Consider the following 24,140-nt stretch of genomic DNA (forward strand, 5'->3'; position numbering starts at 1 on the left):
GGGGCTGGGGAAGCGCCCATTCTATAGAGGCAGGCCGCGCGTCAGCCGGGCTGCAGCCGCAGCAGGCGGCCGCGCGGGCTGTCGGTCAGCACATACAGCAGGCCGTCCGGTCCCTGCCGCACATCGCGAATGCGTTCACCGCCGCCCTCGAGCAGCTTGTGCTCGCGCACCACCTTGCCCTGGAAAGGCGCGGTCAGTTCGATGCGGTTGAGGTAGCCGAACTTGAGTGAGCCGACAAACAGGTTGCCCTGCCAGGCCTTGCCGTATTTGTCGCTGGTCAGAAACACCATGCCCGAGGGGGCGATGGACGGCACCCAGTAGTGCAGCGGCTGCTCCATGCCGGCTTTGGCGGTGATGCCTTCGCCCATCTTGCCGCCGCCGTAGTTTTCGCCGTAGGTGATGACCGGCCAGCCGTAGTTGCGGCCAGGCTGCGGCAGGTTGATTTCGTCGCCCCCCTGCGGGCCGTGTTCGTGGGTCCAGTAGCTGCCGTCAGGTGCCAGGGTTGCGCCCTGCATGTTGCGGTGGCCGTAACTCCAGATTTCCGGCAAGGCCCCGGCCCGCCCGACGAAGGGGTTGTCTTTCGGAACGCTGCCGTCCTTGTTGATGCGCACCACCTTGCCGTGGTGGTTGTCGAGTTTTTGCGCATCCTGCATGCGTGAATAGCGGTCGCCCAGGGTCAGGAACAGCGTGCCATCGGGCTTGCCGTCCTTGTGGGCTTCGACAATGCGGCAGCCAAAATGCGCGCTGCTGGAAAACTTCGGCTGCTGGCTGAACAGCACCTGCACGTCGTCGATCCGGCTGTTGTCAGCGGCCAGCGTGGCGCGCGCCAGGGCCGTGCTGTTGCCACCACCCGAGGCGGCCGGCTCGGAAAAGCAGAAGTAGATCCTGCGGTTGGCCGAAAACCCGGCATCGGTGATGACATCGAGCAGCCCGCCCTGTCCACCGGCATCAATGGCGGGCAGACCGGGCAATGGCGGTCCGAGCCGGCCGTCAGGCTCCACCACCCGCAGCCGGCCGGGCCTTTCCGTCACCAGGAAGCGGCCCTGCGGCAAAAATGCGAGGGCCCAGGGGTTTTGCAGGCCTGTGGCGACGGCCTCGGGCCGCACGGTCTGCGCCTGCCCTTCCGCACTCGGCAGCGCTACCAAAAAGGTAGCGCACAAGACAACAGGCATAAGGGAAAGGTGCATATTTCTCTCCTTGATTGAGGCAAAAATCCGTGCCAGCGACGGCGCCGGACCCTGTCGCAATATGCCACTGTCGCCATGCCGGTATGGGTCTGTGGGTTTTCCCTGAGGAATACCCGCGATTTCTCCGAAAAAGGTGATGACTGTCGTAAATCGTTACAAATCAATGGCTTATCAACGTAATCTAGAAAAAACTTTAGCTTGACGTAGGACTTGTCCTTCAAGTACCCTTGCGGCCATGCGTATCCCCCTGCTCCTCACCTGCCTTCTGCTGGCTTCGACTGTGCAAGCGGCACCCGGCCATTCCGGTGACGACATGGACAAGTTCCTCGCTGACAAGGGCCTGCTCAACCGGATGGACCAGGTGCGGCAATCGGTCAGCCACAAGGCCTCCGAGCTGGTGGTCAACGCCATGGGCTTCCTGGGCGTGCCTTACCGGCGTGGCGGCAACTCGGCAGAAAGCGGCGTAGATTGCAGCGGTTTTGTGAAAGCCATCTACGAGCAGACCGTGGGCCTGGTCTTGCCACGCCGCGCCGAACAGCAGGCCGCGGCCACGCAGAACATCGACAAAACCGAGTTGCAGCCCGGCGACCTGGTGTTCTTCAACACCATGAAGCGCGCTTTCAGCCATGTCGGCATTTATGTCGGCGAAGGCAAATTCATCCATGCACCCAGGCCCGGTGCCGAAGTGCGGGTTGAAAGCCTCAGCGTCTCTTACTGGGCCCGCCGCTTCGACGGTGCGCGCCGGGTCCAGGCCAGCGCCCAAGCCAACGCTTCCGGCGAATAAGCGCCCGTCCGCGGCCACCTTCTTCCCTTTTCCGTCTTTCTTCCTGCCTGCCCTTTTTCGGCAGGCCGGCCTCAATCGGCCTTGACGCCGGCCTCCCGGATCACCTTCGCCCATTTGGTCGTTTCCAGCGCAATAAAGGCGTCGAACTCCTCTGGCGTGCCGCCTGCACCGAAGGTCCCCATGGCATCGAGCCGTGCACGGGTTTCATCGCTGCGGATGATGCGTCCGACCTCGTCCGACATGCGCCGGACGATGTCCTTCGGCGTGGCCGCTGGTGCCAGCATGCCGGCCCAGGTGCTGCCGGTGAAGCCGGCAAAACCCTGCTCGATGAAGGTCGGAACATCCGGCACCGCCGGCAGGCGGCGGTCGCTCGCGACGCCGATCAGCCGCACCCGGCCCGCCTTGCCCTGGTTGATCAGCCCGGTTGGCGCGTCAAAAAACAACTGGATCTGCCCGCCTATCAAATCCGTCAGGGCCGGCACCGCGCCGCGGTAGGGAATGTGCACCATGTAGGTTTTGGTGATGGACTTGAGCAACTCGCTGGTCAGGTGGGCGGCCGAACCGTTGCCGGAAGAACCGAAGCTGACCTTGCCGGGGTGGGCGCGCGCATAGTCGATCAGCTCTTTCGCCGTCTTGAAGGGTGCGTCGTTGTTGACGGCGGCCAGCAGCGGCGACACCCCCATCAGGGACACACCGGTCAGGTCCTTGCGCGGGTCGTAGGGCAGCTTGGGGTACAGGGTGGTGTTGGCGGCATAGGCGGCAATCACCACGGCAAAGGTGCTGCCGTCGGCCGGGGCCTTGGCCAGCATGTCTACGCCGATGATGCTGTTGGCACCCGGCTTGTTGTCGATGGTCACGGTTTGCTGCAGCCGGTTTTGCAGGCCCACCTGCACCAGGCGCGCCATCTGGTCGGTGAAGCCGCCCGGCGTGTAAGGCACGATGATGCGGATCGGCTTGTTCGGCCAGGCGCTTTGGGCCAGCAGGGGTGCGCAGACAGTCGCCGCACCGGCCGTGATGGCCAGATTGAAACGGCGGCGGGACAGCGTGCGCGTGGACTTGGGTTCAGACATGGCTTCTCCAGAGGGTGTCTTTCATTCTGGGCCACAGTCGCTGCAAGGGCCACCGGGTTTGCCCCGAAAAAGCATACGACTGAGCCGGCGCTGACACCTGCGCGACGCTTGCTGTTCTGCAAGGCGGAATACGGCGCAAGATGGCCCCATCCGGTATCCTTCCAAAGGCACCACGTTCAGGAGCTTCCATGACTTTCCAGCGGCCCCGCACGGGCCTTCTCGTTGCCCTCTGCGGGCTTGGTGCGCTGCTCCTGACCTCCGGGCTGGCGTTTGCGTGTATCAGCGATCGCCCCGCACGTGCCCAGATCCTGGTCAACATGGACCCCTGGAAGCGACAGGTCGCCGATGGCGACATTCCCGTGGAACACACGCTGCACGTGGGAGACCTCGTCACCTTGCTGCTGCCGGCCAAAGCGGTCGTCACCGTCATCGAGGCAACAGGTGCCACCGAGCCTGCACTGGTGGCGCTTGAAGAAACGCGCTACCTCGCCCTGTCTGACCAGGGAGGAGACGTCGCTTTTCCCGAGATGCGTGCGGCCAGACTCACGCTGCCCAGTGGCCCCGGCACCGGGGTACGGCGCTTCGGAGCAGCGAAGGCGGGCCGTGTGTATCTGCGGGTCAGCCACGCCGGGCGCATCCAGTGGGTCCGTATGGACATCAGCGCCGCGGTCGAGGTCTCCCGGGGCAAAGTGGTCCGTGGAAACGAAACCACTACCACCGCTGCCGGACAAGCACTCGGCGTGGGAGGCTACGACACCCTCGAACTCGAATTGCCCGGGCAAGCCGGCGCGGAGCCTGCGCCCCGGGTCAGGCTGCGCTTCGTCAAGGCCTCGCTGACCAACGCCAGCCCTGGTGTTGAGGTCCGGCTTGACGTGAAAAACCGGTCCAGCCAGTACAACTTCACGATCCATCGGCAGGCAACGCCGACGTGTTGAGCAGCCAGCCGACACCGGCAGAGAGCTCCTACGCAGGCGACTAGGGACTTCTTTTCGACGCAGCCCGTTTCGCGGCCTCGATCCGGTCCCGGTCCGGCCGGTGGCTTTGGTACACCTCGGCATAACAGGTCTTGTTTTTCAGCCTGGCACGCTCCCAGCAACGCTCACTGGCCTGCCCCGCGCTGTTGTCCAGGCAGGCACGCAGCAGCGCCGAGGCCATGCGATGGCAAACCTCAAACTCATTCGGCGTGGGCGAGGCCAAAGCCAGCGGCAGGAAGCTGCTTCCCAGGAGAAGCAGGCCCCCGCATGCTCGAATCCTCACAGGGCAGACCCCCTACTTGCGTGCCGGCGGCAGGTCGGTGCAACTGCCGTGCGCCACTTCCGCCGCCATGCCCATGCTTTCGCCAAGGGTCGGGTGCGGGTGGATGGTCTTGCCGATGTCCACTGCGTCCGCGCCCATCTCGATGGCCAGCGCGATCTCGCCGATCATGTCGCCGGCGTGTGTGCCGACGATGCCGCCGCCCAGAATCTTGCCGTGGCCGTGCGCTTCCGGGGAGTCATCAAACAGCAGCTTGGTGAAACCTTCGTCGCGGCCGTTGGCAATGGCCCGACCGGAGGCGTTCCAGGGGAACAGTCCTTTTTTGACCTTGATGCCCTGCGCCTTGGCCTGGTCTTCGGTCAGGCCGACCCAGGCGATTTCAGGGTCGGTGTAGGCCACGCTGGGAATCACGCGGGCATTGAAGGCAGCACTGGCCAGTTCCTTGTTGCCCTGCAGCTCGCCGGCAATCACTTCAGCGGCCACATGGCCTTCGTGCACCGCCTTGTGCGCCAGCATGGGCTGGCCGACGATGTCGCCGATCGCAAAGATGTGCGGCACGTTGGTGCGCATCTGGATATCGACCGGAATGAAGCCGCGGTCAGTGACTGAGACACCCGCCTTGTCGGCCGCAATCTTCTTGCCGTTCGGCGTGCGGCCCACAGCCTGCAGCACCAGGTCGTAGGTTTGCGGCACAGGAGCGCCCTCGCCTTCAAACGTCACCTCGATGCCCTTGGCCGTCGCCTTGGCACCGACGGTTTTGGTCTTGAGCATGATGTTGTCGAAACGCGGGGCGTTCATTTTCTGCCAGACCTTGACCAGGTCGCGGTCCGCACCCTGCATCAACCCATCCATCATTTCCACCACGTCCAGGCGTGCGCCCAGCGTGGAGTACACCGTGCCCATCTCGAGCCCGATGATGCCGCCGCCGAGAATCAGCATGCGTTTGGGAACTTCTTTCAGCGCCAGGGCGCCGGTGGAGTCCACCACGCGCGGATCTTCCGGCATGAAAGGCAGGCGCACCGCCTGCGAGCCGGCCGCAATGATGCAGTTCCTGAACGCAATCGTCTGCTTCTTGCCGGTTTTGTCCTGAGCGCCACCGGAGGTTTCTTCCACCTCCACATGGTTGGTGCCGACGAAGGCGCCATAACCGCGAACCACGGTGACTTGCCGCATTTTGGCCATCGCAGTGAGACCCCCCGTCAGCTTGCCTACGACTTTTTCCTTGTGGGTACGCAGCTTGGCGATGTCGAGCACCGGCTCGCCGAAGCTCACACCCAGGCTGTCGAAATGTTTGACCTCGTCCATCACCGCGGCGACGTGCAGCAGCGCCTTGGACGGGATGCAGCCGACGTTCAGGCAGACGCCGCCCAGGGTGGCGTAACGCTCGACGATGATGACTTTCAGGCCGAGGTCAGCGGCGCGGAAAGCCGCCGAGTAACCGCCGGGGCCGGCGCCCAGCACCAGCAGGTCGCAGTCCAGGTCGGCCTGGCCGCCAAAACTGGCGCCGGCTGGCGCTGGTACGGGTGCTGGCGCTGCTACCTTTTCAGGAGCTTCCGGCGCAGATGCAGCGGGGGCTTGCGCCTGTTTTGTATCTGAAACGGGGGCGCCGGCGCCGGCTGCGTCCAGCGTCAGCACGACCGTGCCCTGTTTCACCTTGTCGCCGAGCTTGATCTTGAGCTCCTTCACGACGCCGGCATGGCTGGACGGGATTTCCATCGAGGCCTTGTCGCTTTCCACGGTCAGCAGGCTCTGGTCGGCCGCGATGCTGTCGCCGGGCTTGACCAGCAGTTCGATCACGGTGACCTCGTCGAAGTCGCCGATGTCGGGAACGGTAATGTCTATCAATGCCATGTCTCTTGTCTCCGTTTGATACGTCGGCTTATTTTTTCAGCTTGACGGTGAACAGTTCCACCGGGCCGCCGGAGTTCTTGTCGAACTCGCAGCCCGCTTGCACGCCGGCCAAGGCCACTTCGCGCGCAGTTTTCGCCTTGCCCCAGGTGGCATGCATGGCCCCCAGTGCAAAGCTGCGCCCCGAACCGATGGCCCAGAACTCCTTGAATTCAAAAACCTCACGGTAGCTGTAGAGCCCATAGATGCCGCTGGCATTGGCAATCAGCGCGCTGAACTGGCTGGACTCGTAGGGGTCGTTGTCGTCTTCCTTGGTCTGCAGGAAAAAGGTGTCTTTCAGCACGGGATGCAGCTTGTGGAAGGTGTCGAACACCTCGTCCTTGCTGCCCAGCCGGAGCTGGTCCTTGGGCAGCGCCGCCATGGCCTTGCGCAGCACCGGAAAATGCGCCGCCGTGCCGGCCATGCCGATGTAGCTGACGCCGGCCGGTGTCTCGACCTTGAAGATTTTCTCGTTGGCCTCGAAGCGGCTGCCCAGGCGCGTATCGCCGAAGGTGATCAGCGCATCGGTGGCGATCACCGCCTGCCCGGCTTTCCTGACAGCAACCAGGGTGGTCATAGTGGCCGCAGCGCAGGGCCGCCCCAAGCAAGGCCAGCCCCCCCGGGGGGCAGCGACGTACACGAAGTGACGAGCGTGGGGGTCAAAGCAATACCCGGCGGAAGTCACCCAGGATCTGGCCCAGGTAGGCGTTGAAACGCGCGGCCGAAGCGCCGTCGATAACGCGGTGGTCCCAGCTCAGGGACAGCGGCAACATCAGGCGCGGCTGGAAGGCCTGGCCGTCCCACACCGGCTCGGTGCTCGACTTGCAGACGCCGAGGATTGCGACTTCCGGCGCGTTGATGATGGGCGTGAAATAACGCCCGCCTATGCCGCCCAGCGACGAGATGGTGAAACACGCGCCCTGCATGTCGGCCGGGCTGAGCTTGCCGTCACGCGCTTTTTTCGCGAGTTCGCCCATCTCCTGCGAGATCTGCACCACGCCCTTCTTGTCGGCGTCCTTGATGACAGGCACGACCAGACCGTTGGGCGTGTCGGCGGCGAACGCCACGTTGTAATACTGCTTGAGCACCAGCTGATCGCCGTCCAGCGAGGCATTGAACTCGGGGAATTTCTTCAGCGCAGCGACCGAGGCCTTGATCAGGAAGGCCAGCATGGTGATCTTGATGCCGGTCTTTTCGTTTTCCTTGTTCATCAGCACGCGGAAAGCTTCCAGCTCGGTGATGTCCGCATCGTCGTGATTGCAGACGTGCGGAATCATGACCCAGTTGCGGTGCAGGTTGGCGCCGCTGATCTTCTTGATGCGCGACATGTCCTTGCGCTCGACCGGGCCGAACTTCGTGAAGTCCACCTTGGGCCAGGGCAGCAGATCCAGGCCAGCGCCGCCGCCCGATGCAGCCGGCACCTTGGCAGCCTGCGCCTGGGTACGCGCCTCACCGGCCATCACCGCCTTGGTGAAGCCCTGCACGTCGTCCAGCGTGATGCGGCCTTTGGGGCCGCTGCCCTTGACCTCCGCCAGGGGAACGCCCAGTTCGCGCGCAAATTTTCGCACCGAGGGCGAGGCATGCGGCAGGTTGCCCGTGGGTGCAGCCGGTTCATGCGCCGGCAAGGCTGCCGGTGCCACGGCGGCCGGCGCCGGCGCGCTGGCCCGGCTGGCAGCGGGCGCCGCAGCTGCGGCGGCGGGTGCCGCTACTGGCGTCGGCGCGGGTGCCGCAGCGGCGGCCGGTGCCGCGGCGCCTTCCAGAATCGCCAGCAGGTCGCCAATGTTGATCTTGTCGCCGAGCTTGACCTTGAGTTCCCGGATCACACCCGACACCGAGGACGGAATTTCCATCGAGGCCTTGTCGGACTCCACGGTGACCAGCGACTGCTCGGCCTTGACCGTGTCGCCGACCTTGACCAGCACCTCGATGACGGCCACGTCCTTGAAGTCGCCGATGTCCGGCACACGGACCTCGACCGGGCCGGAGGCCGCAGCCGGGGCGGCCGCGGCTGCTACTGAAACAGGAGCAGCCGGCGCAGATGCAGCTTGGGCTGGAGTCGCATTCTGTTCAGAAGCGGGAGCCGCGGCAGGCGCAGCGCTCGCAGCAGCGCCCTCGCCTTCGAGCACCAGCACCACCGATCCTTGTTTGACCTTGTCGCCCAGCTTGACCCGGACTTCCTTGACCACGCCGGACTGGCTGGAGGGAATTTCCATCGAGGCCTTGTCCGATTCGACCGTGATCAGCGACTGCTCCGCCTTGACCGTGTCACCCGGCTTGACCAGCAGCTCGATGACTGTTACTTCGTCAAAGTCCCCGATGTCGGGAACCTGTATGTCTACCAATGCCATGTTCTTGTCTCCAGTTCGTCCGTGTTTTCTGCGCGTGCTGATCAGGCGGGATCAAGCCCGATCAGGCGTAAAGCGGGTTGACCTTGTCGGCATGGATGCCGTACTTCTTGATGGCCTCGGCGACCTTGGCCACCGGCACGGTGCCTTCTTCGCTGAGCGCCTTCAGCGCGGCGACCACAATGTAGTGGCGGTTGATCTCGAAGTGCTCGCGCAGCTTGCTGCGGAAATCGCTGCGGCCAAAACCGTCGGTGCCCAGCACCTTGTAGGTACGGCCGCGCGGAATGAAGGAACGGATCTGCTCGGCATAGGCCTTCATGTAGTCGGTCGAGGCCACCACCGGCCCCGTGTGTTTTTCGAGCTGCTGGCTCACGAAGGGGACACGCGGCGTGTCCAGCGGATGCAGCAGGTTCCAGCGCTCGGCGTCCTGGCCGTCACGCGTGAGTTCGTTGAAGCTCGGGCAGCTCCAGACGTTGGCGGCGACGCCCCAGTCCTTGTCCAGCAGTTCCTGGGCTGCGATGGACTCGCGCAGGATGGTGCCCGAGCCCAGCAACTGCACGCGCGCCTGGTCCTTGCCCGCGGCCTGGCCGCCTTCCTTGAGCAGGTACATGCCCTTGACGATCTGCGCCTCGGTGCCCGGTGTCAGGCCAGGCATCGCGTAGTTTTCGTTGAGCAGCGTGATGTAGTAGAAAATGTTTTCCTGACGCTCGACCATGCGCCTGAGGCCGTCCTGCATGATCACCGCCACTTCATGGGCATAGGTCGGGTCGTAGCTGACACAGTTCGGAATGGTGCCGGCCAGGATGTGGCTGTGGCCGTCCTCGTGCTGCAGGCCTTCGCCGTTGAGCGTGGTGCGGCCCGACGTGCCGCCCAGCAGGAAACCACGCGCCTGCATGTCGCCCGCGGCCCAGGCCAGGTCGCCGACGCGCTGGAAGCCGAACATCGAGTAATACACGTAGAACGGGATCATGATCCGGTTGTTCGTGCTGTAGGAGGTGGCGGCAGCGATCCAGCTGCTCATGCCGCCGGCCTCGTTGATGCCCTCCTGCAGGATCTGGCCCTTTTTGTCTTCCTTGTAATACATCACCTGGTCCTTGTCGACCGGGGTGTATTTCTGGCCTGCCGGGTTGTAGATGCCGATCTGGCGGAACAGCCCTTCCATGCCGAAAGTGCGGGCCTCATCCACCAGAATCGGCACCACGCGCGCGCCCAGCGCCTGGTCGCGCAGCAACTGCGTGAGAAAACGCACATAGGCCTGGGTGGTGGAGATTTCGCGGCCTTCCGGCGTCGGCTCGATCACCGACTTGAAGGTCTCCAGGGACGGTGCGGTGAAGCTCTCGTCGGCCTTGGTCCGGCGGTGCGGCAGGTAGCCGCCGAGGGCCTTGCGGCGCTCGTGCAGGTATTTCATTTCAGGCGTGTCGTCGGCCGGTTTGTAAAACGGGACGTCCGGCAGCTGGCTGTCGGGAATCGGGATGTTGAAGCGGTCGCGGAAGGCCTTGATGTCCTCGTCGGACAGCTTCTTGGTCTGGTGGACGTTGTTCTTGCCTTCGCCGATCTTGCCCATGCCAAAACCCTTGACGGTCTTGATCAGCAGCACGGTCGGCTGGCCGGTGTGGTTGACCGCCTTGTGAAACGCCGCATAGACTTTTTTCGAATCGTGGCCGCCGCGGCGCAGGTCGAAGACTTCCTCGTCGCTCATCTTGGAGACCATCTCCAGCGTCTCGGGATTCTGGCCGAAAAAATGCTTGCGCACATAGGCACCGTCGTTGGCCTTCATGGCCTGGTAGTCGCCGTCGGGCGTGTCCATCATGACCTTGCGCAGCGCGCCGTTCTTGTCGCGCGCCAGCAGCGGATCCCAGTTGCTGCCCCAGATCAGCTTGATCACGTTCCAGCCCGAGCCGCGGAACTCGCCCTCAAGCTCCTGAATGATCTTGCCGTTGCCGCGCACCGGGCCGTCCAGGCGCTGCAAATTGCAGTTGATGACAAAGATGAGGTTGTCGAGGTTTTCGCGCGCGGCCAGGCTGATGGCGCCCAGCGACTCAACCTCATCCATCTCGCCGTCGCCGCAGAACACCCAGACCTTGCGGTTCTCGGTGTTGGCAATGCCGCGTGCGTGCAGGTACTTGAGGAAACGCGCCTGGTAAATCGCCATCAGCGGGCCCAGGCCCATGGAGACGGTGGGGAACTGCCAGAACTCGGGCATCAGCTTGGGATGCGGGTAGCTCGACAGGCCCTTGCCATCGACCTCCTGGCGGAAATTGAGCAATTGCTCTTCACTGAGCCGCCCTTCAAGATAGGCGCGGGCATACACACCCGGCGACACATGGCCCTGGATGTAGAGACAGTCGCCGCCGTGCTCCCTGCCGGGTTCCGCGCTTTCGGCGTGCCAGAAATGGTTGAAACCGGCGCCGAACAGGCTGGCCAGAGATGCGAATGAGCCAATGTGGCCGCCGAGGTCGCCACCGTCAGCCGGGTGCAGGCGGTTGGCCTTGACGACCATGGCCATCGCGTTCCAGCGCATGTAGGCGCGCAGGCGCTGCTCGATCAGGAGGTTGCCGGGAGAAGGCACCTCGTCGCTGGGTTCGATGGTGTTGACATAACCAGTGGTGGCGGAGAACGGCGTGTCGATGCCCTCCTGGCGCGCCTGCTCCAGCAACTGCTCCAGCAGGAAGTGGGCCCGTGCGCGGCCCTCATCATTGCTGGGGCTGTTGGCAATGACGGCGCTCAGCGCGTCAATCCACTCGCGGGTCTCCTGGGCGTCCTTGTCCTGGACCTCCGTGGCAGCCTTGCCCAATGTATCGGCACGTGCCTGTTCCGGATTTGCAGCCATGGTTTTGTCTCCTGCTGGGCGCTAGATTCCTAGCTGTTGATTTGGTGGCGTCAACATCACGTTAACGCAATTTGGATTGCAAGCTCCAGTTTCCCACAATTTTTCGGATTTTTCAAATCGTGCTTTTTACTTTCGTATTGTGAAATTTTAATTCTCAGGAATAGACGGGCCCGGCAGACCAGTGGGCGCAGCCCCGCAACCACGCCTCTCTCGTCATGGTCAGGGTGACGCGCGGCCGCAGGGGGAAGTCCCGTAAACTCGACACCCCGCCATGACCGAGCCCACACCCTCCACTTTTGACGCCCCTGCGGGCAGCGCGCCGCTGGCCCGCTGGCGCCGCTGGTGGCGCAAACAATCGCCGACCCGCCAGGACCGCTTTGTCACGCTCGGCCCTTTGCTGGCGGTGATGCTTTTCCTGGCCGCGGTGATTGCCGCATTTGCCTACCTGCGCATCGAGGAAATCGACCGCGAGCAGCAGGCCGTCAAGCGCGATGTGGAGTACGCGCAGCAACGGCTGCGGCTGCGCCTGCTGGAGCGCCAGGAGCAGTTGATGCGGCTGGGCCGCGACGTGTCCAACAAGGACGTGGACAGCGCGGAGTTCATTTCGCAGGCCGAATCGCTGGTCAACCAGTACCCCGAACTGCTGGCCGTGACCTGGATAGACGCGCGCCGCCGGGTCCGCTCTTCCTATGTCTCGCCGAGCGCCAATGCGTCACAGCAGCAGGCGCCCGGTGAACAGCTCAAACGCGGGGAAACCGAAAGCACCTTCGGGCTGGCCCGCGATCTGCGGCAACCGGTTTATTCGCGCCCCCTGACCGTCAAGGACGACACGAGCTACAACGCCCCCAGCCTGCAGCTGCAGGTGCCGCTCGACGATCAGGGCAAGTTCGACGGCGTCATCATGGGCGAATACTCCATCGACGGCCTGCTGCGCTTTGGCGTGCCCAACGAAGTGACCGCCAAATACGCGGTGGCCCTGCTTGACGACCAGGGCAAGGTGCTGGCCGGCAACCTGCCGCCGCCCAGAAACACGGCGGCCAGGCTGCTGCCCATGGCCGACGATGCGCAGGAGTATGAAATCCCGGTGTCACCGGTCGGCAACGGCCTGCTGCTCAAGGCCCAGGGCTACCGGGCTTCACTGGGCGTGGTGGGCAGCGGTTTCTTCTGGCTGGTCAGTGCCCTGAGCGCGCTCACCGTCTGGATGCTGCTCGGCACCTGGCGCCACACGCGCCGGCGCGTACAGGCGCAGGAAGCGCTGATCTCGGAAACCAATTTCCGCCGCGCCATGGAAAACTCCATGCTGACCGGCATGCGCGCGCTGGACCTGCAGGGCCGCATCACCTACGTCAACCCGGCCTTCTGCCAGATGACGGGCTGGAGTGAAGGCGAGCTGGTCGGCCGAACCGCCCCCTTTCCCTACTGGCCGGATCAGGATCGCGACACACTCGCGGCGCGGCTGGACGACGAGCTGCATGGCCGCTCCACCACAGGTGGATTCGAAGTGCGCATCAAGCGCAAAAGCGGCGCCATTTTTGATGCCCGCATGTATGTTTCGCCGCTGATCGATCCGCGCGGCCAGCAGACCGGCTGGATGACCTCGGTCACGGACATCACCGAACCCAAACGCATCCGTGAAGAGCTCTCCAACTCCTACGAACGTTTCACCACCGTGCTCGAAGGGCTGGACGCGGCGGTGTCGGTCGCGCCGCTGGGCAGCGAGGAGCTGCTGTTTGCCAACAAGCTCTACCGCGCCTGGTTCGGCGGTGAAGTCGCCGGCCACATGAGCCTGATCGCCCAGGCCGGCGTGCCGGCCGTGGCGCCGACCGACGACACCCTGGACGCCGTCGACGGCCTGGCCGGTTTTCCGACCGACACCCTGACTGCGGCCCAGACCGAGAACGCCGAGATTTTTGTGCCCGAGCTCGGCAAATGGCTGGAGGTGCGCTCGCGTTACCTGACCTGGGTGGACGGACGCCTGGCGCAGATGGTGATTGCCACCGACATCACGCCGCGCCGCCATGCCGAAGAGCAGGCCGCCCTGCAGGCCGAGCGGGCCCAGGCGGCCAGCCGCCTGATCACCATGGGCGAGATGGCGTCCAGCGTCGCCCACGAACTGAACCAGCCGCTGACCGCCATCAACAACTATTGCAACGGCATGGTGTCGCGCATCAAGGGCCAGCAGATCAGTAACGAGGACCTGCTGGTGGCGCTGGAAAAAACCGCCCGGCAGGCGCACCGCGCCGGCCAGATCATCCAGCGCATACGCTCCTTCGTCAAACGCAGCGAACCGAACCGCAGCCCGGCCGACGTGGCCACCATGGTCAGCAATGCGATGGAGCTGGCCGACATCGAACTGCGCCGCCACAACGTGCGGCTCAGCCACTACATCGCGGCGCGCCTGCCGCCGGTGATGGTGGACCCCATCCTGATCGAGCAGGTGCTGATCAACCTGATGAAAAACGGTGCCGAGTCGATTGCGCAGGCTCAGCGCCCCACAGCGCGGCGCAGTGTGGAGCTGCGCGTGGTGCCCAAAATCATCGACGAGCAGAACGTGGTCGAGTTCTCGGTGCTGGATTCGGGCAAGGGCCTGTCGCCCGAAGTCATGGGCCGTCTCTACGAAGCCTTTTACTCAACCAAGGCCGAAGGCATGGGCATCGGCCTGAAGCTGTGCCGCAGCATTGTGGAGTCGCACCAGGGCAGGATGCTCGCCGAGAACCTCTACAATGGGGACGAAGTGGTGGGGTGCCGGTTTACCTTCTGGATCCCCGTGACACCCCTGCTCTCGCCAGCGCCGGCTGCCGCAGAAGCGCCCGCCGCCCCGACTGGCATTTCCTGACAGGGTTCTGAAACCGTTTACGCAAAGGTTTGGCATGAGCTTGATTCCGAAAAAAGGTACCGTCTATGTCGTCGATGACGACGAGGGTGTGCGCGACTCGCTCCAGTGGCTGCTTGAAGGCAAGGACTACCGCGTTCGCTGCTACGACTCTGCCGAAACCTTTCTGAGCCGCTACGACCCGCGCGAAGTCGCCTGCCTGATCGTCGACATCCGCATGGGCGGCATGACCGGCCTGGAACTGCAGGACCGCCTGGTCGAACGCAAGTCGCCGCTGCCCATCGTGTTCATCACCGGCCACGGCGACGTGCCCATGGCGGTGGACACCATGAAAAAAGGCGCGATGGATTTCATCCAGAAGCCTTTCCAGGAAGAAGCCCTGGTCAGTCTGGTGGAGCGCATGCTGGACCAGGCCAAGGAAGCCTTCAGCGAACACCAGCAATCCGCCAGCCGCGACGCCCTGTTGGCCAAGCTCACCTCGCGCGAGGCGCAGGTGCTGGAGCGCATCGTCGCCGGCCGCCTGAACAAGCAGATCGCCGACGACCTGGGCATCAGCATCAAGACGGTGGAGGCGCACCGCGCCAACATCATGGAAAAACTCAATGCCAATACCGTGGCCGACCTGCTGAAAATTGCCCTGGGTTCCAGCGCACCCAAGGCCGCCTGACCGATCTTCCTTCACTCCTCTTTTTATAGCTGACGGCGCCCGTGGTTCAAGGACTGGCGGGCGTTTTTTCTTGAAGACCAGACACCATGACCGCCCACATCATTGATGGCATTGCCCTGTCGAAACAACTGCGTGCCGACGTCGCGCTGCGCGCCGCCGCGCTGCGCGCGCGCGGTGTGGTGCCAGGCCTGGCGGTGATCCTGGTCGGCGAGAATCCCGCCAGCCAGGTGTATGTGCGCAACAAGGTCAAGGCCTGCGAGGACAGCGGCCTGCATTCGGTGCTGGAGCGGTACCCGGCGACCTTGAGCGAAGCCGAACTGCTGGCACGCGTGGACGCGTTGAACCGCGACCCGGCCATCCACGGCATCCTGGTGCAGCTTCCCCTGCCCGCCCACATCGACGCGCACAAGGTGATCGAGGCGATTTCACCCGCCAAGGACGTCGATGGGTTCCACGTGGCCAGCGCCGGCGCCCTGATGGTCGGCCAGCCCGGCTTCTGGCCCTGCACGCCTTACGGCTGCATGAAGATGTTCGAAAGCATCGGCTACGACCTGAAGGGCAAACATGCGGTGGTGATAGGCCGCAGCAACATCGTCGGCAAACCGATGGCCTTGATGCTGCTGCAGAAAAATGCCACCGTCACGATCTGCCACAGCGGCACCCCGAACCTCAAGGCGATGACGCTTCAAGCCGATGTGGTGGTCGCCGCCGTGGGCAAGCGCAACGTGCTGACGGCCGACATGGTCAAACCCGGCGCAGTGGTGATCGACGTCGGCATGAACCGCAATGACGAAGGCAAGCTCTGCGGCGACGTGGATTTCGACGGCGTGAAGGAAGTCGCCGGCTGGATCACCCCCGTGCCCGGCGGTGTCGGCCCCATGACCATCACCATGCTGCTGGTGAACACCCTCGAAGCCGCAGAGATGACCCCCACGGTTGCTCGCTCCGCGTAGCGCCCTGCCCCCCCGGGGGGGCCGCTGCGCCTGCGGGCCGGCGGAGCCGGACCCGCGGCCCCTGCTTGAAAAGAAGCGGTTGGCTGTGGTTTGCGGCTATGTGTCGCCGGCTTTCGTAGAGCGACTCAGGCACCACAAGGTCCAGCCGGCCGCCAGCCACTGGGCCAGGTACATCGCGCTGCCCAGGCCGTGCCAGAGCTTGAGGTTGCCACCGTCGGCGCGTGCGTTGACGATGCGCGGCGCCACGCCGAATTCCACCAGCACCGCGAGCAGCAGGCCCGCCACTATGAATTTCATAGCTGCTTGCGCAGAAGGGGAAAGGGCTGGAGCCTCTTTTTTATTCAAGGCCAGCAGCAGGAGCATGGCGCAGGCCACGCTGAGCCAGGTCTGCGCCGTGAACAGTTTCGCAGCCATGGCGCCGGCCGCGGCGGGGCCGGGCAGGTGAATGAACAACATCGGCACCACGACAAAACCCAGGCCCGTCAGGCTGCCCCACCAGAGGGCGGCCAGCAGGATGCTCAGGCGGGGTTTCATGCGGCAGCCTAGATGTACATCACCGCGATGATTTCATAGCGCCTGATGCCGCCCGGTGCCTGCACCTCGGCGGTGTCGCCCTCGTCCTTGCCGATCAGCGCGCGTGCAATCGGCGAGCTGATGTTGACCAGGCCCAGCTTGATGTCGGCCTCGTCCTCGCCGACGATCTGGTAAGTCACCTTGTCGCCGGAGTCCTCGTCCTGCAACTCGATGGTGGAGCCGAACACCACCTTGCCGCCGGCATCCACCTCGGACGGGTCGATGATCTGCGCGGCCGACAGCTTGCCTTCGATTTCCTGGATGCGGCCTTCGATGAAGCCCTGGCGGTCCTTGGCGGCGTCGTACTCGGCGTTTTCGCTGAGATCGCCCTGGGCCCGTGCTTCGGAGATCGAATTGATCACCCAGGGGCGATCCACGGTCTTGAGCTGGTGCAGTTCGGCCTTGAGCTTTTCTGCGCCCTTTTTTGTAATAGGAATGGTTGCCATGGTTTGAGTCCTCCAAAAGCGAAACCGCCACCAGTCACCTGGCGGCGGCGTCAAAAAATGATTGTCCTGATGTCAGTTTAATGCAAATGTGCAGGCACCGGCTCGGTAGTTGTCCCGAGCTCAGGCCAGCTGGGCATGGAGTTCCTGGACCGAATACACCGTCAGGTTGTCCAGGTATTTCATGCCCTCCACCGCTGCCTCAGCGCCGGCGATGGTGGTGTAGGTGGTGACCCGGGCCAGCAGCGCCGAAGTGCGGATCTGCCGCGAGTCGGCAATCGCGTTGCGGCGCTCTTCCACCGTGTTGATGACCAGCGCAATCTCGTTGTTCTTGATCATGTCCACCACGTGCGGCCGGCCCTCGGTGACCTTGTTGACCACGCCGCAAGGGATGCCGGCAGCGTTGATGGCCGCGGCCGTTCCCTTGGTGGCGACAATCTCGAACTTGAGCGCCGCCAGCGCACGCGCCACTTCCACGGCGCGCGGCTTGTCGTTGTTCTTGACGGTCATGAACACCTTGCCGGAGGTCGGCAGCTTGGTGCCGGCACCGAGCTGCGACTTCACAAAGGCCTCGCCGAAAGTCTTGCCCACGCCCATCACCTCGCCGGTGGACTTCATCTCGGGGCCGAGAATCGTGTCCACGCCGGGGAACTTGACGAAGGGGAACACCGCTTCCTTGACGCTGAAATACGGCGGCGTGACTTCCTGGCTGATGCCCTGCGAGGCCAGCGACTGGCCCACCATGCAGCGCGCCGCGACCTTGGCCAGCTGGATGCCGGTGGCCTTGCTGACAAAGGGCACGGTACGGGATGCGCGCGGATTCACTTCCAGAACGTAAATCACGTCCTGGCCGTCCACATGCTGGATGGCGAACTGCACGTTCATGAGACCCACCACGTTCAGGGCCTGGGCCATGGCGGCGGTCTGGCGCTTGATCTCGGTCACCGTTTCCGCGCTCAGCGAATACGGCGGCAGCGAACAGGCCGAGTCGCCGCTGTGCACGCCGGCCTGCTCGATGTGTTCCATCACGCCGCCGATGAAGGTCACGCCTTCCGAATCGCGGATGCAGTCGACGTCACACTCGATCGCGTCGTTCAGAAAGCGGTCCAGCAGCACCGGCGAGTCATGGCTGACCTTGACGGCCTCGCGCATGTAACGCTCCAGGTCGCGCTGCTCATGCACGATTTCCATGGCGCGGCCACCGAGCACGTAGCTGGGGCGTACCACCAGCGGGTAACCCAGCGCAGCGGCTTTCTCCAGGGCCTCGGGCTCGGTACGGGCCGTGGCATTGGGCGGCTGGCGCAGTTTCAGCTCGTGCAGCAGTTTCTGGAAACGCTCGCGGTCTTCGGCTGCGTCGATCATGTCGGGCGAGGTGCCGATGATGGGCACGCCGTTTTTCTCCAGGTCCAGCGCCAGCTTCAAGGGCGTCTGGCCACCGTACTGGACAATCACGCCCAGCGGTTTTTCCTTGTCGACAATTTCCAGCACGTCTTCCAGCGTCAGCGGTTCGAAATACAGGCGGTCGCTGGTGTCGTAGTCGGTCGAGACGGTCTCGGGGTTGCAGTTGACCATGATGGTCTCGTAACCGTCCTCGCGCATGGCGAGCGCGGCATGCACACAGCAGTAGTCAAACTCGATGCCCTGGCCGATGCGGTTGGGCCCGCCGCCCAGCACCATGATTTTTTTGTTCTCGGTCGGCTCGGCCTCACACTCGCTGCCCTCGCCCTCGTAGGTCGAGTACATGTAGGCGGTGTTGGTCGCAAACTCGGCGGCGCAGGTGTCCACCCGTTTGTAGACCGGGCGCACGCCGAGTTCCAGCCGTTTCTCGCGGATGGCGGTGTCGGTGGTCTTGAGTTGTTTGGCCAGGCGCCGGTCGGAGAAGCCCTTTTGCTTGAGGGCGCGCAGTGTCGGCTCGTCAATCTTGTCCAGGGTGGTGGTTTCCAGCTCCAGCTCGATCTTGACGATCTGTTCGATCTGCACCAGAAACCAGGGGTCGATCCTGGTCAGGGCAAACACTTCATCGACGCTCATGCCCATGGCGAACGCGTCGCCCACGTACCAGATGCGGTCGGGACCAGGCGCGCCGAGTTCTTTCTCCAGCACCTCGCGATCCTGCGTCTTCTCGTTCATGCCGTCCACGCCGACCTCCAGGCCGCGCAGGGCTTTCTGGAAGGACTCCTGGAAGGTGCGGCCCATGGCCATGACTTCACCGACCGACTTCATCTGGGTGGTCAGGCGGCTGTCGGCAGTCGGGAATTTTTCAAACGCAAAACGCGGGATCTTGGTGACGACGTAGTCGATGCTCGGCTCAAAACTCGCGGGCGTGGCGCCGCCCGTGATTTCGTTGCGCAGCTCGTCCAGCGTGTAACCGACGGCCAGCTTGGCAGCAACCTTGGCGATGGGGAAACCGGTGGCCTTCGACGCGAGCGCTGAGGAGCGCGAGACACGCGGATTCATCTCGATCACCACCATGCGGCCGTCGACCGGGTTGATCGAGAACTGCACGTTGGAGCCGCCGGTGTCGACACCGATCTCGCGCAGCACGGCCAGGCTGGCGTTGCGCAGGATCTGGTATTCCTTGTCGGTCAGGGTCTGGGCCGGCGCCACGGTGATGGAGTCGCCGGTGTGCACACCCATGGGGTCCAGGTTTTCGATCGAGCAGACGATGATGCAGTTGTCGGCCTTGTCGCGGACCACTTCCATCTCGTACTCTTTCCAGCCGAGCAGCGACTCTTCAATCAGCAGCTCGTTGGTCGGCGAGGCTTCCAGGCCGCGCTTGCAGATGACCTCGAACTCTTCCGAGTTGTAGGCGATGCCGCCGCCGGTGCCGCCCAGCGTGAAGCTGGGGCGGATCACGGTCGGAAAACCAAGCGTCTTCTGTACGGTCCAGGCTTCGTCCATGCTGTGGGCAATGCCGGAGCGCGCCGAGCCCAGGCCGATTTTGGTCATCGCGTCCTTGAACTTCAGCCGGTCTTCGGCCTTGTCAATCGCTTCGGGTGTCGCGCCGATGAGCTCGACTTTGTACTTGTCGAGCACGCCGTTATGCCAGAGATCCAGCGCGCAATTGAGCGCGGTCTGCCCGCCCATGGTCGGCAGGATGGCGTCGGGCCGCTCCCTGGCGATGATCTTCTCGACCGTCTGCCAGGTGATGGGCTCGATGTAGGTGACGTCGGCCGTGGCCGGGTCGGTCATGATGGTCGCCGGGTTGCTGTTGATCAGGATGACCTTGTAGCCTTCCTCACGCAGCGCCTTGCAGGCCTGCACACCGGAGTAATCAAACTCGCAGGCCTGGCCGATGATGATGGGGCCGGCGCCGATGATGAGGACGCTTTTGATGTCTGTGCGTTTAGGCATTCTTGTGTTTCTCCATCAATGCCGTGAAACGGTCGAACAAATACGAAATGTCGTGCGGGCCGGGCGAGGCTTCCGGGTGCCCCTGGAAGCAGAACGCCGGCTTGTCGGTGCGGGCCAGGCCTTGCAGGGTGCCGTCGAACAGGCTGATGTGGGTCGGGCGCAGGTTCGCCGGCAGGGTTTTTTCGTCCACCGCAAAACCGTGGTTCTGGCTGGTGATGCTGACGCGGCCGTTGTCGAGGTCTTTCACCGGATGGTTGGCGCCGTGGTGACCGAACTTCATCTTGAAGGTTTTCGCGCCGCTGGCCAGCGCCATGATCTGGTGGCCCAGGCAGATGCCGAAGGTCGGGATGCCGGTGTCGATCAGCTCGCGCACCGCCGCTATCGCGTAGTCGCAAGGCTCCGGATCGCCCGGTCCGTTGGCCAGGAAGATGCCATCGGGCTTGAGCTTGAGCACGTCGGCGGCGGGCGTCTGCGCCGGCACCACCGTGATGCGCGCGCCGCGTTCGGCCATCATGCGCAGGATGTTTTTCTTCACGCCGAAATCGAAGGCGACGACATGGAATTTCGGCGTGATCTGCACGCCGTAACCCGAGCCCAGCTTCCACTCGGTCTGGGTCCATTCGTAGGACTGCTTGCAGGAGACCACCTTGGCCAGGTCGAGCCCGGCCATATCGGGTGCGCTGCGGGCCACGAGAACCGCTTGTTCAATATGTTCAGGCGACACCTCGTCGCCCGCAGGCAAGGCCAGGATGCAGCCGTTTTGTGCGCCCTGCGTGCGCAGCATGCGTGTCAGCTGGCGCGTGTCGATGTTGGCAATCGCCACCGTGCCCTCCCTGACCAGGTACTCGGACAGGGTCATGGTGCTGCGGAAATTCGACGCGATCAGCGGCAGGTCCTTGATGATCAGCCCGGCGGCATGGACTTTTTCTGCCTCCACGTCTTCGGCATTGATGCCGTAGTTGCCGATATGGGGGTACGTGAGGGTGACGATCTGCTGGCAGTAGCTGGGATCCGTGAGGATTTCCTGGTAGCCGGTCATGGCGGTGTTGAACACCACCTCACCGACCGTGGAGCCCACGGCTCCAATGGAATTGCCGATAAAGACCGTGCCGTCTGCGAGCGCCAGAATGGCGTGAGGGGTATTTCCCTGTAGAGACAAAAGCACTGGGTTCTCCGGGTTGGTTACGGTTCGCCCAAGCGTGCACAAGAAACGTCTCTGTCAAGACTCTTGCGGGCTGCTTTTGTGAGGGTGTTGGCTTGGTATGCGCTCGGGCGAAGCTGTGTTTTGAAAAGCCACTGATTATATAACGCCCCCACGGTCGCTCGCTTTGCGTAGCTCCCTGCCCCCCGATGGGGCCGCTGCGCCTGCGGCCTGGCGAAGCCAGTTCCGCGGCCCCAACTGGTGAAGAAAGTGCCTCCAGCACCTCGCGTCACAGCACAGAAAGCTGGCTAGCTGCGGGAAATGGAGCTGGCGTACAGGCAAATGGCCGCGGCAGCAGCCACATTGAGCGACTCCTCGCCGCCCGGCTGGTCGATGCGCACCTTCAGGCTGGCCCGGGCCATCAGGTCGTCGCCGACACCCTGCCCTTCGTGTCCCATGGCCCAGGCGCAGGGCATGGGCAGGGTTTGCTGGTGCAGGAAAGCGCCGTGGTGCGAACTGGTCACCAGGATGGGAACGCTCAAGCCGTCCAGCGCCTGCGGCTCCACCCCTTCGAGCAGCTGAAGCCCGAAATGGGCGCCCATGCCTGCGCGCAGCACCTTGGGCGACCACAGCGCCGCCGTGCCCTTGAGCGCAATCACCTGGCTGAATCCGAAGGCCGCGGCGCTGCGCAGCATGGAGCCAACGTTGCCGGCGTCCTGCACCCGGTCGAGAATCAGCGTTGCCGCCCCTGGCGACAGGGCCGTTGGCGCCGGCAGATCAATCACGAACCCCATGCGGGCCGGCGACTCCAGGCCACTGATCTCGGGCAGCAGGGCATCCGCAATCACTATGGTTTTGATAGCTGCTCGCGCCCATTCGGCGTGGGCCAGAGGCCAAAATGACTCTGCAAACACGGCCATCGCCGGTGTCAGCCCGCGCAGCAGCGCGGCGCGGCACAGGTGGTCGCCCTCCAGCCAGACCCGTCCCTGCTTGCGGTAGGCCGTGCTGTCCTGCGAGAGCCTGCGCAGCTCCTTGACCAGGGGGTTGTCGCGCGAGGTGACAAACACCGGCGCCACCGGCGCAGGCGTGCTCAACGCAGGACCTCGGCCACCGGACTGAACGACCGGCGGTGTTGCGGGCAGGCGCCGTGCGCGCGCAGGGCCGCCAGATGTTCGGCCGTGCCGTAGCCCTTGTGGCCGGCAAAACCGTATTGCGGGTATTCGAGGTGGAACTGCTCGCACCAGCGGTCCCGGTGCACCTTGGCCAGGATGGACGCGGCAGAGATGGCCGGTACCAGCGCGTCGCCCTTGACGATGGCTTCGGCCAGCATGCTGAGCACCGGCAGGCGGTTGCCATCGACCTGCACTTTCACGGGTTTCAGGCGCAAACCCTCGACCGCGCGTTTCATCGCCAGCATGGTGGCCTGCAGGATGTTGAGGCGGTCGATTTCCTCGACGCTGGCCTGGGCAATCGAGCAGCACAGGGCCTTGGCGAGGATTTCCTCGTAGAGCTGTTCCCGGCGCCGCGCCGTCAGCACCTTGGAGTCCGCCAGGCCCTTGATGGGCTGCAGATCGTCCAGAATCACCGCGGCGGCCACCACCGGGCCGGCCAGCGGCCCGCGGCCGGCCTCGTCCACACCGGCCCACAGTCCGGGCGTGTCCCAGGACAGGGTGACCTGTTCAGCCTTCAAGAATGTTCTGGATCGCATCGGTGGCCAGTTGGGCGGTGTCGCGCTGCAGTTCGTGGTGCAGCTGCGTGAATCGTTGTTCGACGGCAGCTATTTTTTCGGGTGCGGAGATTTTCGCATCTATCCATTGCAGCACCGCAGCGGCCAGCGCCTGCGGCGTGGCGGCATCCTGCAGCAGCTCGGGCACGACAAAATCGCGGCACAGGATGTTGGGCAGGCCCACCCAGGGCTGCAGCTTCTTGCGGCGCATGATCTGCCAGGACAGCCAGTTCATGTTGTACGCAATCACCATGGGGCGCTTGAACAGCGCCGCCTCCAGCGTTGCGGTGCCGCTGGCAATCAGCGTGACATCGCAGGCCGCCAGCACCGTGTGCGACTGCCCGGTGACGATCTGCACCTGTGACCCCACACCTGCTTCCCGCGCCGCCTGTTCGATCTGCTGGCGCAAGGCGGGCACCGCCGGAACTATTATTTTGATAGCAGGTTGCGCACGCTGGACAAGGGCTGCAGCCCGAAAGAACCTGTCGGCCAGGTACTGGATCTCGGAGCGTCGGCTGCCGGGCAACACGGCCAGCACCCGATCACCCGCTGCCAGGCCCAGCGCTTGCCGGGCCGCCGCCTTGTCGGGCTGCATCGGGATCATGCCCGCCAGCGGGTGGCCCACATAGGTAGCGGCAATGCCATGCTGCGCCAGCAGGGCCGGCTCAAAGGGAAAGATGCACAGCACGTGGTCGACGCTGCGGCGGATTTTTTCGACCCGGTCTGCGCGCCAGGCCCAGACCGAGGGACTGATGAAATGAACGGTGCGTATGCCGGCGGCCTTGAGGTCGGCCTCCAGGTCGAGGTTGAAGTCGGGTGCATCGACGCCGATGAACACATCGGGCCGCAACTGCAGCAGCCGCTGCCGGAGCTGCCGGCGGATGCCGACAATTTCGCGGTAGTGCCGCAGCACCTCGACATAACCGCGCACCGCCAGCTTTTCGCTGGGCCACCAGGCGGAGAAGCCGCGGCCGGTCATCTGCGGCCCGCCTATGCCCACCGCCGTCAGCCCCGGCCAGCGTGCGCGACAACCGTCAAGCAGCAAACCGGCCAGCAGGTCACCGGAGGTTTCGCCGGCGACCATGGCGAACGC

The 24,140-nt window shown here is 64.1% G+C and carries 18 protein-coding genes; 5 read left to right on the forward strand and 13 right to left on the reverse strand.

The window, feature by feature from the left end; genetic code table 11:
• Positions 1–41: 41 nt before the first annotated feature.
• A complete protein-coding gene (locus tag PSV26_RS12665; protein WP_300519207.1) occupies positions 42–1,187 on the reverse strand; it encodes a PQQ-dependent sugar dehydrogenase in 1,146 nt (381 codons plus the stop codon).
• A 235-nt stretch (positions 1,188–1,422) separates the two neighbouring features.
• Here PSV26_RS12665 and PSV26_RS12670 point away from each other — a divergent pair, with 235 nt between their 5' ends.
• Positions 1,423–1,971 (forward strand): C40 family peptidase, encoded by a 549-nt coding sequence (locus PSV26_RS12670; RefSeq protein ID WP_300519204.1) that lies wholly within the window; start codon positions 1,423–1,425, stop codon positions 1,969–1,971.
• Between the two features lie 71 nt (positions 1,972–2,042).
• Here PSV26_RS12670 and PSV26_RS12675 read toward each other — a convergent pair whose 3' ends face one another.
• A complete protein-coding gene (locus PSV26_RS12675) occupies positions 2,043–3,041 on the reverse strand; it encodes a tripartite tricarboxylate transporter substrate binding protein (protein WP_300519201.1) in 999 nt (332 codons plus the stop codon).
• 188 nt (positions 3,042–3,229) lie between these two features.
• Here PSV26_RS12675 and PSV26_RS12680 point away from each other — a divergent pair, with 188 nt between their 5' ends.
• Positions 3,230–3,976, forward strand: coding sequence for a hypothetical protein (locus PSV26_RS12680; RefSeq protein WP_300571250.1), 747 nt, complete (start codon positions 3,230–3,232; stop codon positions 3,974–3,976).
• Positions 3,977–4,310: 334 nt separating this feature from the next.
• Here PSV26_RS12680 and lpdA read toward each other — a convergent pair whose 3' ends face one another.
• From lpdA to aceE, 4 genes are all read right to left on the reverse strand, one after another.
• Positions 4,311–6,146 (reverse strand): dihydrolipoyl dehydrogenase, encoded by a 1,836-nt coding sequence (lpdA, locus tag PSV26_RS12685; protein WP_300571252.1) that lies wholly within the window; start codon positions 6,144–6,146, stop codon positions 4,311–4,313.
• 28 nt (positions 6,147–6,174) lie between these two features.
• On the reverse strand, positions 6,175–6,759 hold the full coding sequence (locus PSV26_RS12690; protein ID WP_300571254.1) for an MFS transporter: 585 nt from the start codon (positions 6,757–6,759) through the stop codon (positions 6,175–6,177).
• An 82-nt stretch (positions 6,760–6,841) separates the two neighbouring features.
• Positions 6,842–8,530 carry a dihydrolipoyllysine-residue acetyltransferase gene (gene aceF, locus PSV26_RS12695; RefSeq protein WP_300571256.1) on the reverse strand — a complete coding sequence of 563 codons (1,689 nt, stop codon included), beginning with the start codon at positions 8,528–8,530 and terminating at the stop codon, positions 6,842–6,844.
• A gap of 61 nt (positions 8,531–8,591) precedes the next feature.
• Positions 8,592–11,357 (reverse strand): pyruvate dehydrogenase (acetyl-transferring), homodimeric type, encoded by a 2,766-nt coding sequence (gene aceE, locus PSV26_RS12700; RefSeq protein WP_300571258.1) that lies wholly within the window; start codon positions 11,355–11,357, stop codon positions 8,592–8,594.
• A gap of 271 nt (positions 11,358–11,628) precedes the next feature.
• Between aceE and PSV26_RS12705 the strand changes: the two genes are divergently transcribed.
• The 3 genes from PSV26_RS12705 (at position 11,629) to folD (ending at position 15,810) form a co-directional block, all read left to right on the forward strand.
• A complete protein-coding gene (locus PSV26_RS12705) occupies positions 11,629–14,193 on the forward strand; it encodes a PAS domain S-box protein (protein WP_300571260.1) in 2,565 nt (854 codons plus the stop codon).
• Between the two features lie 34 nt (positions 14,194–14,227).
• Complete coding sequence (locus tag PSV26_RS12710) at positions 14,228–14,857, forward strand: response regulator transcription factor (protein WP_293592234.1); 630 nt, start codon at positions 14,228–14,230, stop codon at positions 14,855–14,857.
• Positions 14,858–14,943: 86 nt separating this feature from the next.
• The gene (gene folD / locus PSV26_RS12715) at positions 14,944–15,810 is read left to right on the forward strand and encodes a bifunctional methylenetetrahydrofolate dehydrogenase/methenyltetrahydrofolate cyclohydrolase FolD (protein ID WP_300519182.1); all 867 of its coding nucleotides are present in this window, start codon (positions 14,944–14,946) and stop codon (positions 15,808–15,810) included.
• A 96-nt stretch (positions 15,811–15,906) separates the two neighbouring features.
• Here the strand turns inward: folD and PSV26_RS12720 are convergent, their stop codons facing one another.
• The 7 genes from PSV26_RS12720 to lpxB all read right to left on the reverse strand — a co-directional run bounded on the left by PSV26_RS12720 (position 15,907) and on the right by lpxB (position 24,131).
• Positions 15,907–16,344, reverse strand: a complete 438-nt coding sequence (locus PSV26_RS12720; RefSeq protein WP_300519179.1) for a DUF4149 domain-containing protein — start codon at positions 16,342–16,344, stop codon at positions 15,907–15,909.
• Positions 16,345–16,352: 8 nt separating this feature from the next.
• Positions 16,353–16,829, reverse strand: a complete 477-nt coding sequence (gene greA, locus PSV26_RS12725) for a transcription elongation factor GreA (protein WP_096665416.1) — start codon at positions 16,827–16,829, stop codon at positions 16,353–16,355.
• Between the two features lie 120 nt (positions 16,830–16,949).
• Positions 16,950–20,180 (reverse strand): carbamoyl-phosphate synthase large subunit, encoded by a 3,231-nt coding sequence (gene carB, locus PSV26_RS12730; protein ID WP_300571262.1) that lies wholly within the window; start codon positions 20,178–20,180, stop codon positions 16,950–16,952.
• Positions 20,173–21,345 (reverse strand): glutamine-hydrolyzing carbamoyl-phosphate synthase small subunit, encoded by a 1,173-nt coding sequence (gene carA / locus PSV26_RS12735; RefSeq protein ID WP_300571264.1) that lies wholly within the window; start codon positions 21,343–21,345, stop codon positions 20,173–20,175. Before carA ends, carB begins: the two co-directional genes overlap by 8 nt.
• Before the next feature lie 284 nt (positions 21,346–21,629).
• Complete coding sequence (locus tag PSV26_RS12740; protein WP_300571266.1) at positions 21,630–22,415, reverse strand: RNA methyltransferase; 786 nt, start codon at positions 22,413–22,415, stop codon at positions 21,630–21,632.
• Positions 22,412–23,029: a ribonuclease HII gene (gene rnhB, locus PSV26_RS12745; RefSeq protein ID WP_300571268.1), complete on the reverse strand. Its 618-nt coding sequence runs from the start codon at positions 23,027–23,029 to the stop codon at positions 22,412–22,414. Before rnhB ends, PSV26_RS12740 begins: the two co-directional genes overlap by 4 nt.
• Entirely contained in the window at positions 23,001–24,131 is a 1,131-nt protein-coding gene (gene lpxB, locus PSV26_RS12750; RefSeq protein WP_300571749.1) for a lipid-A-disaccharide synthase, read from the reverse strand. The genes rnhB and lpxB overlap by 29 nt, the downstream gene beginning before the upstream one ends.
• Positions 24,132–24,140 lie beyond the last annotated feature (9 nt).

The sequence above is a fragment of the Polaromonas sp. genome, from assembly GCF_029945685.1.
Taxonomy (GTDB): Bacteria; Pseudomonadota; Gammaproteobacteria; order Burkholderiales; family Burkholderiaceae_C; genus Polaromonas.

What these genes read in the sequence shown, in the direction of transcription:
- PSV26_RS12665 (WP_300519207.1), bottom strand. Translation starts at nt 1,187, where the DNA reads ATGCACCTTTCCCTTATGCCTGTTGTCTTGTGCGCTACCTTTTTGGTA.
- PSV26_RS12670 (WP_300519204.1), top strand. Translation starts at nt 1,423, where the DNA reads ATGCGTATCCCCCTGCTCCTCACCTGCCTTCTGCTGGCTTCGACTGTG.
- PSV26_RS12675 (WP_300519201.1), bottom strand. Translation starts at nt 3,041, where the DNA reads ATGTCTGAACCCAAGTCCACGCGCACGCTGTCCCGCCGCCGTTTCAAT.
- PSV26_RS12680 (WP_300571250.1), top strand. Translation starts at nt 3,230, where the DNA reads ATGACTTTCCAGCGGCCCCGCACGGGCCTTCTCGTTGCCCTCTGCGGG.
- lpdA (WP_300571252.1), bottom strand. Translation starts at nt 6,146, where the DNA reads ATGGCATTGATAGACATTACCGTTCCCGACATCGGCGACTTCGACGAG.
- PSV26_RS12690 (WP_300571254.1), bottom strand. Translation starts at nt 6,759, where the DNA reads ATGACCACCCTGGTTGCTGTCAGGAAAGCCGGGCAGGCGGTGATCGCC.
- aceF (WP_300571256.1), bottom strand. Translation starts at nt 8,530, where the DNA reads ATGGCATTGGTAGACATACAGGTTCCCGACATCGGGGACTTTGACGAA.
- aceE (WP_300571258.1), bottom strand. Translation starts at nt 11,357, where the DNA reads ATGGCTGCAAATCCGGAACAGGCACGTGCCGATACATTGGGCAAGGCT.
- PSV26_RS12705 (WP_300571260.1), top strand. Translation starts at nt 11,629, where the DNA reads ATGACCGAGCCCACACCCTCCACTTTTGACGCCCCTGCGGGCAGCGCG.
- PSV26_RS12710 (WP_293592234.1), top strand. Translation starts at nt 14,228, where the DNA reads ATGAGCTTGATTCCGAAAAAAGGTACCGTCTATGTCGTCGATGACGAC.
- folD (WP_300519182.1), top strand. Translation starts at nt 14,944, where the DNA reads ATGACCGCCCACATCATTGATGGCATTGCCCTGTCGAAACAACTGCGT.
- PSV26_RS12720 (WP_300519179.1), bottom strand. Translation starts at nt 16,344, where the DNA reads ATGAAACCCCGCCTGAGCATCCTGCTGGCCGCCCTCTGGTGGGGCAGC.
- greA (WP_096665416.1), bottom strand. Translation starts at nt 16,829, where the DNA reads ATGGCAACCATTCCTATTACAAAAAAGGGCGCAGAAAAGCTCAAGGCC.
- carB (WP_300571262.1), bottom strand. Translation starts at nt 20,180, where the DNA reads ATGCCTAAACGCACAGACATCAAAAGCGTCCTCATCATCGGCGCCGGC.
- rnhB (WP_300571268.1), bottom strand. Translation starts at nt 23,029, where the DNA reads ATGCGATCCAGAACATTCTTGAAGGCTGAACAGGTCACCCTGTCCTGG.
- lpxB (WP_300571749.1), bottom strand. Translation starts at nt 24,131, where the DNA reads ATGGTCGCCGGCGAAACCTCCGGTGACCTGCTGGCCGGTTTGCTGCTT.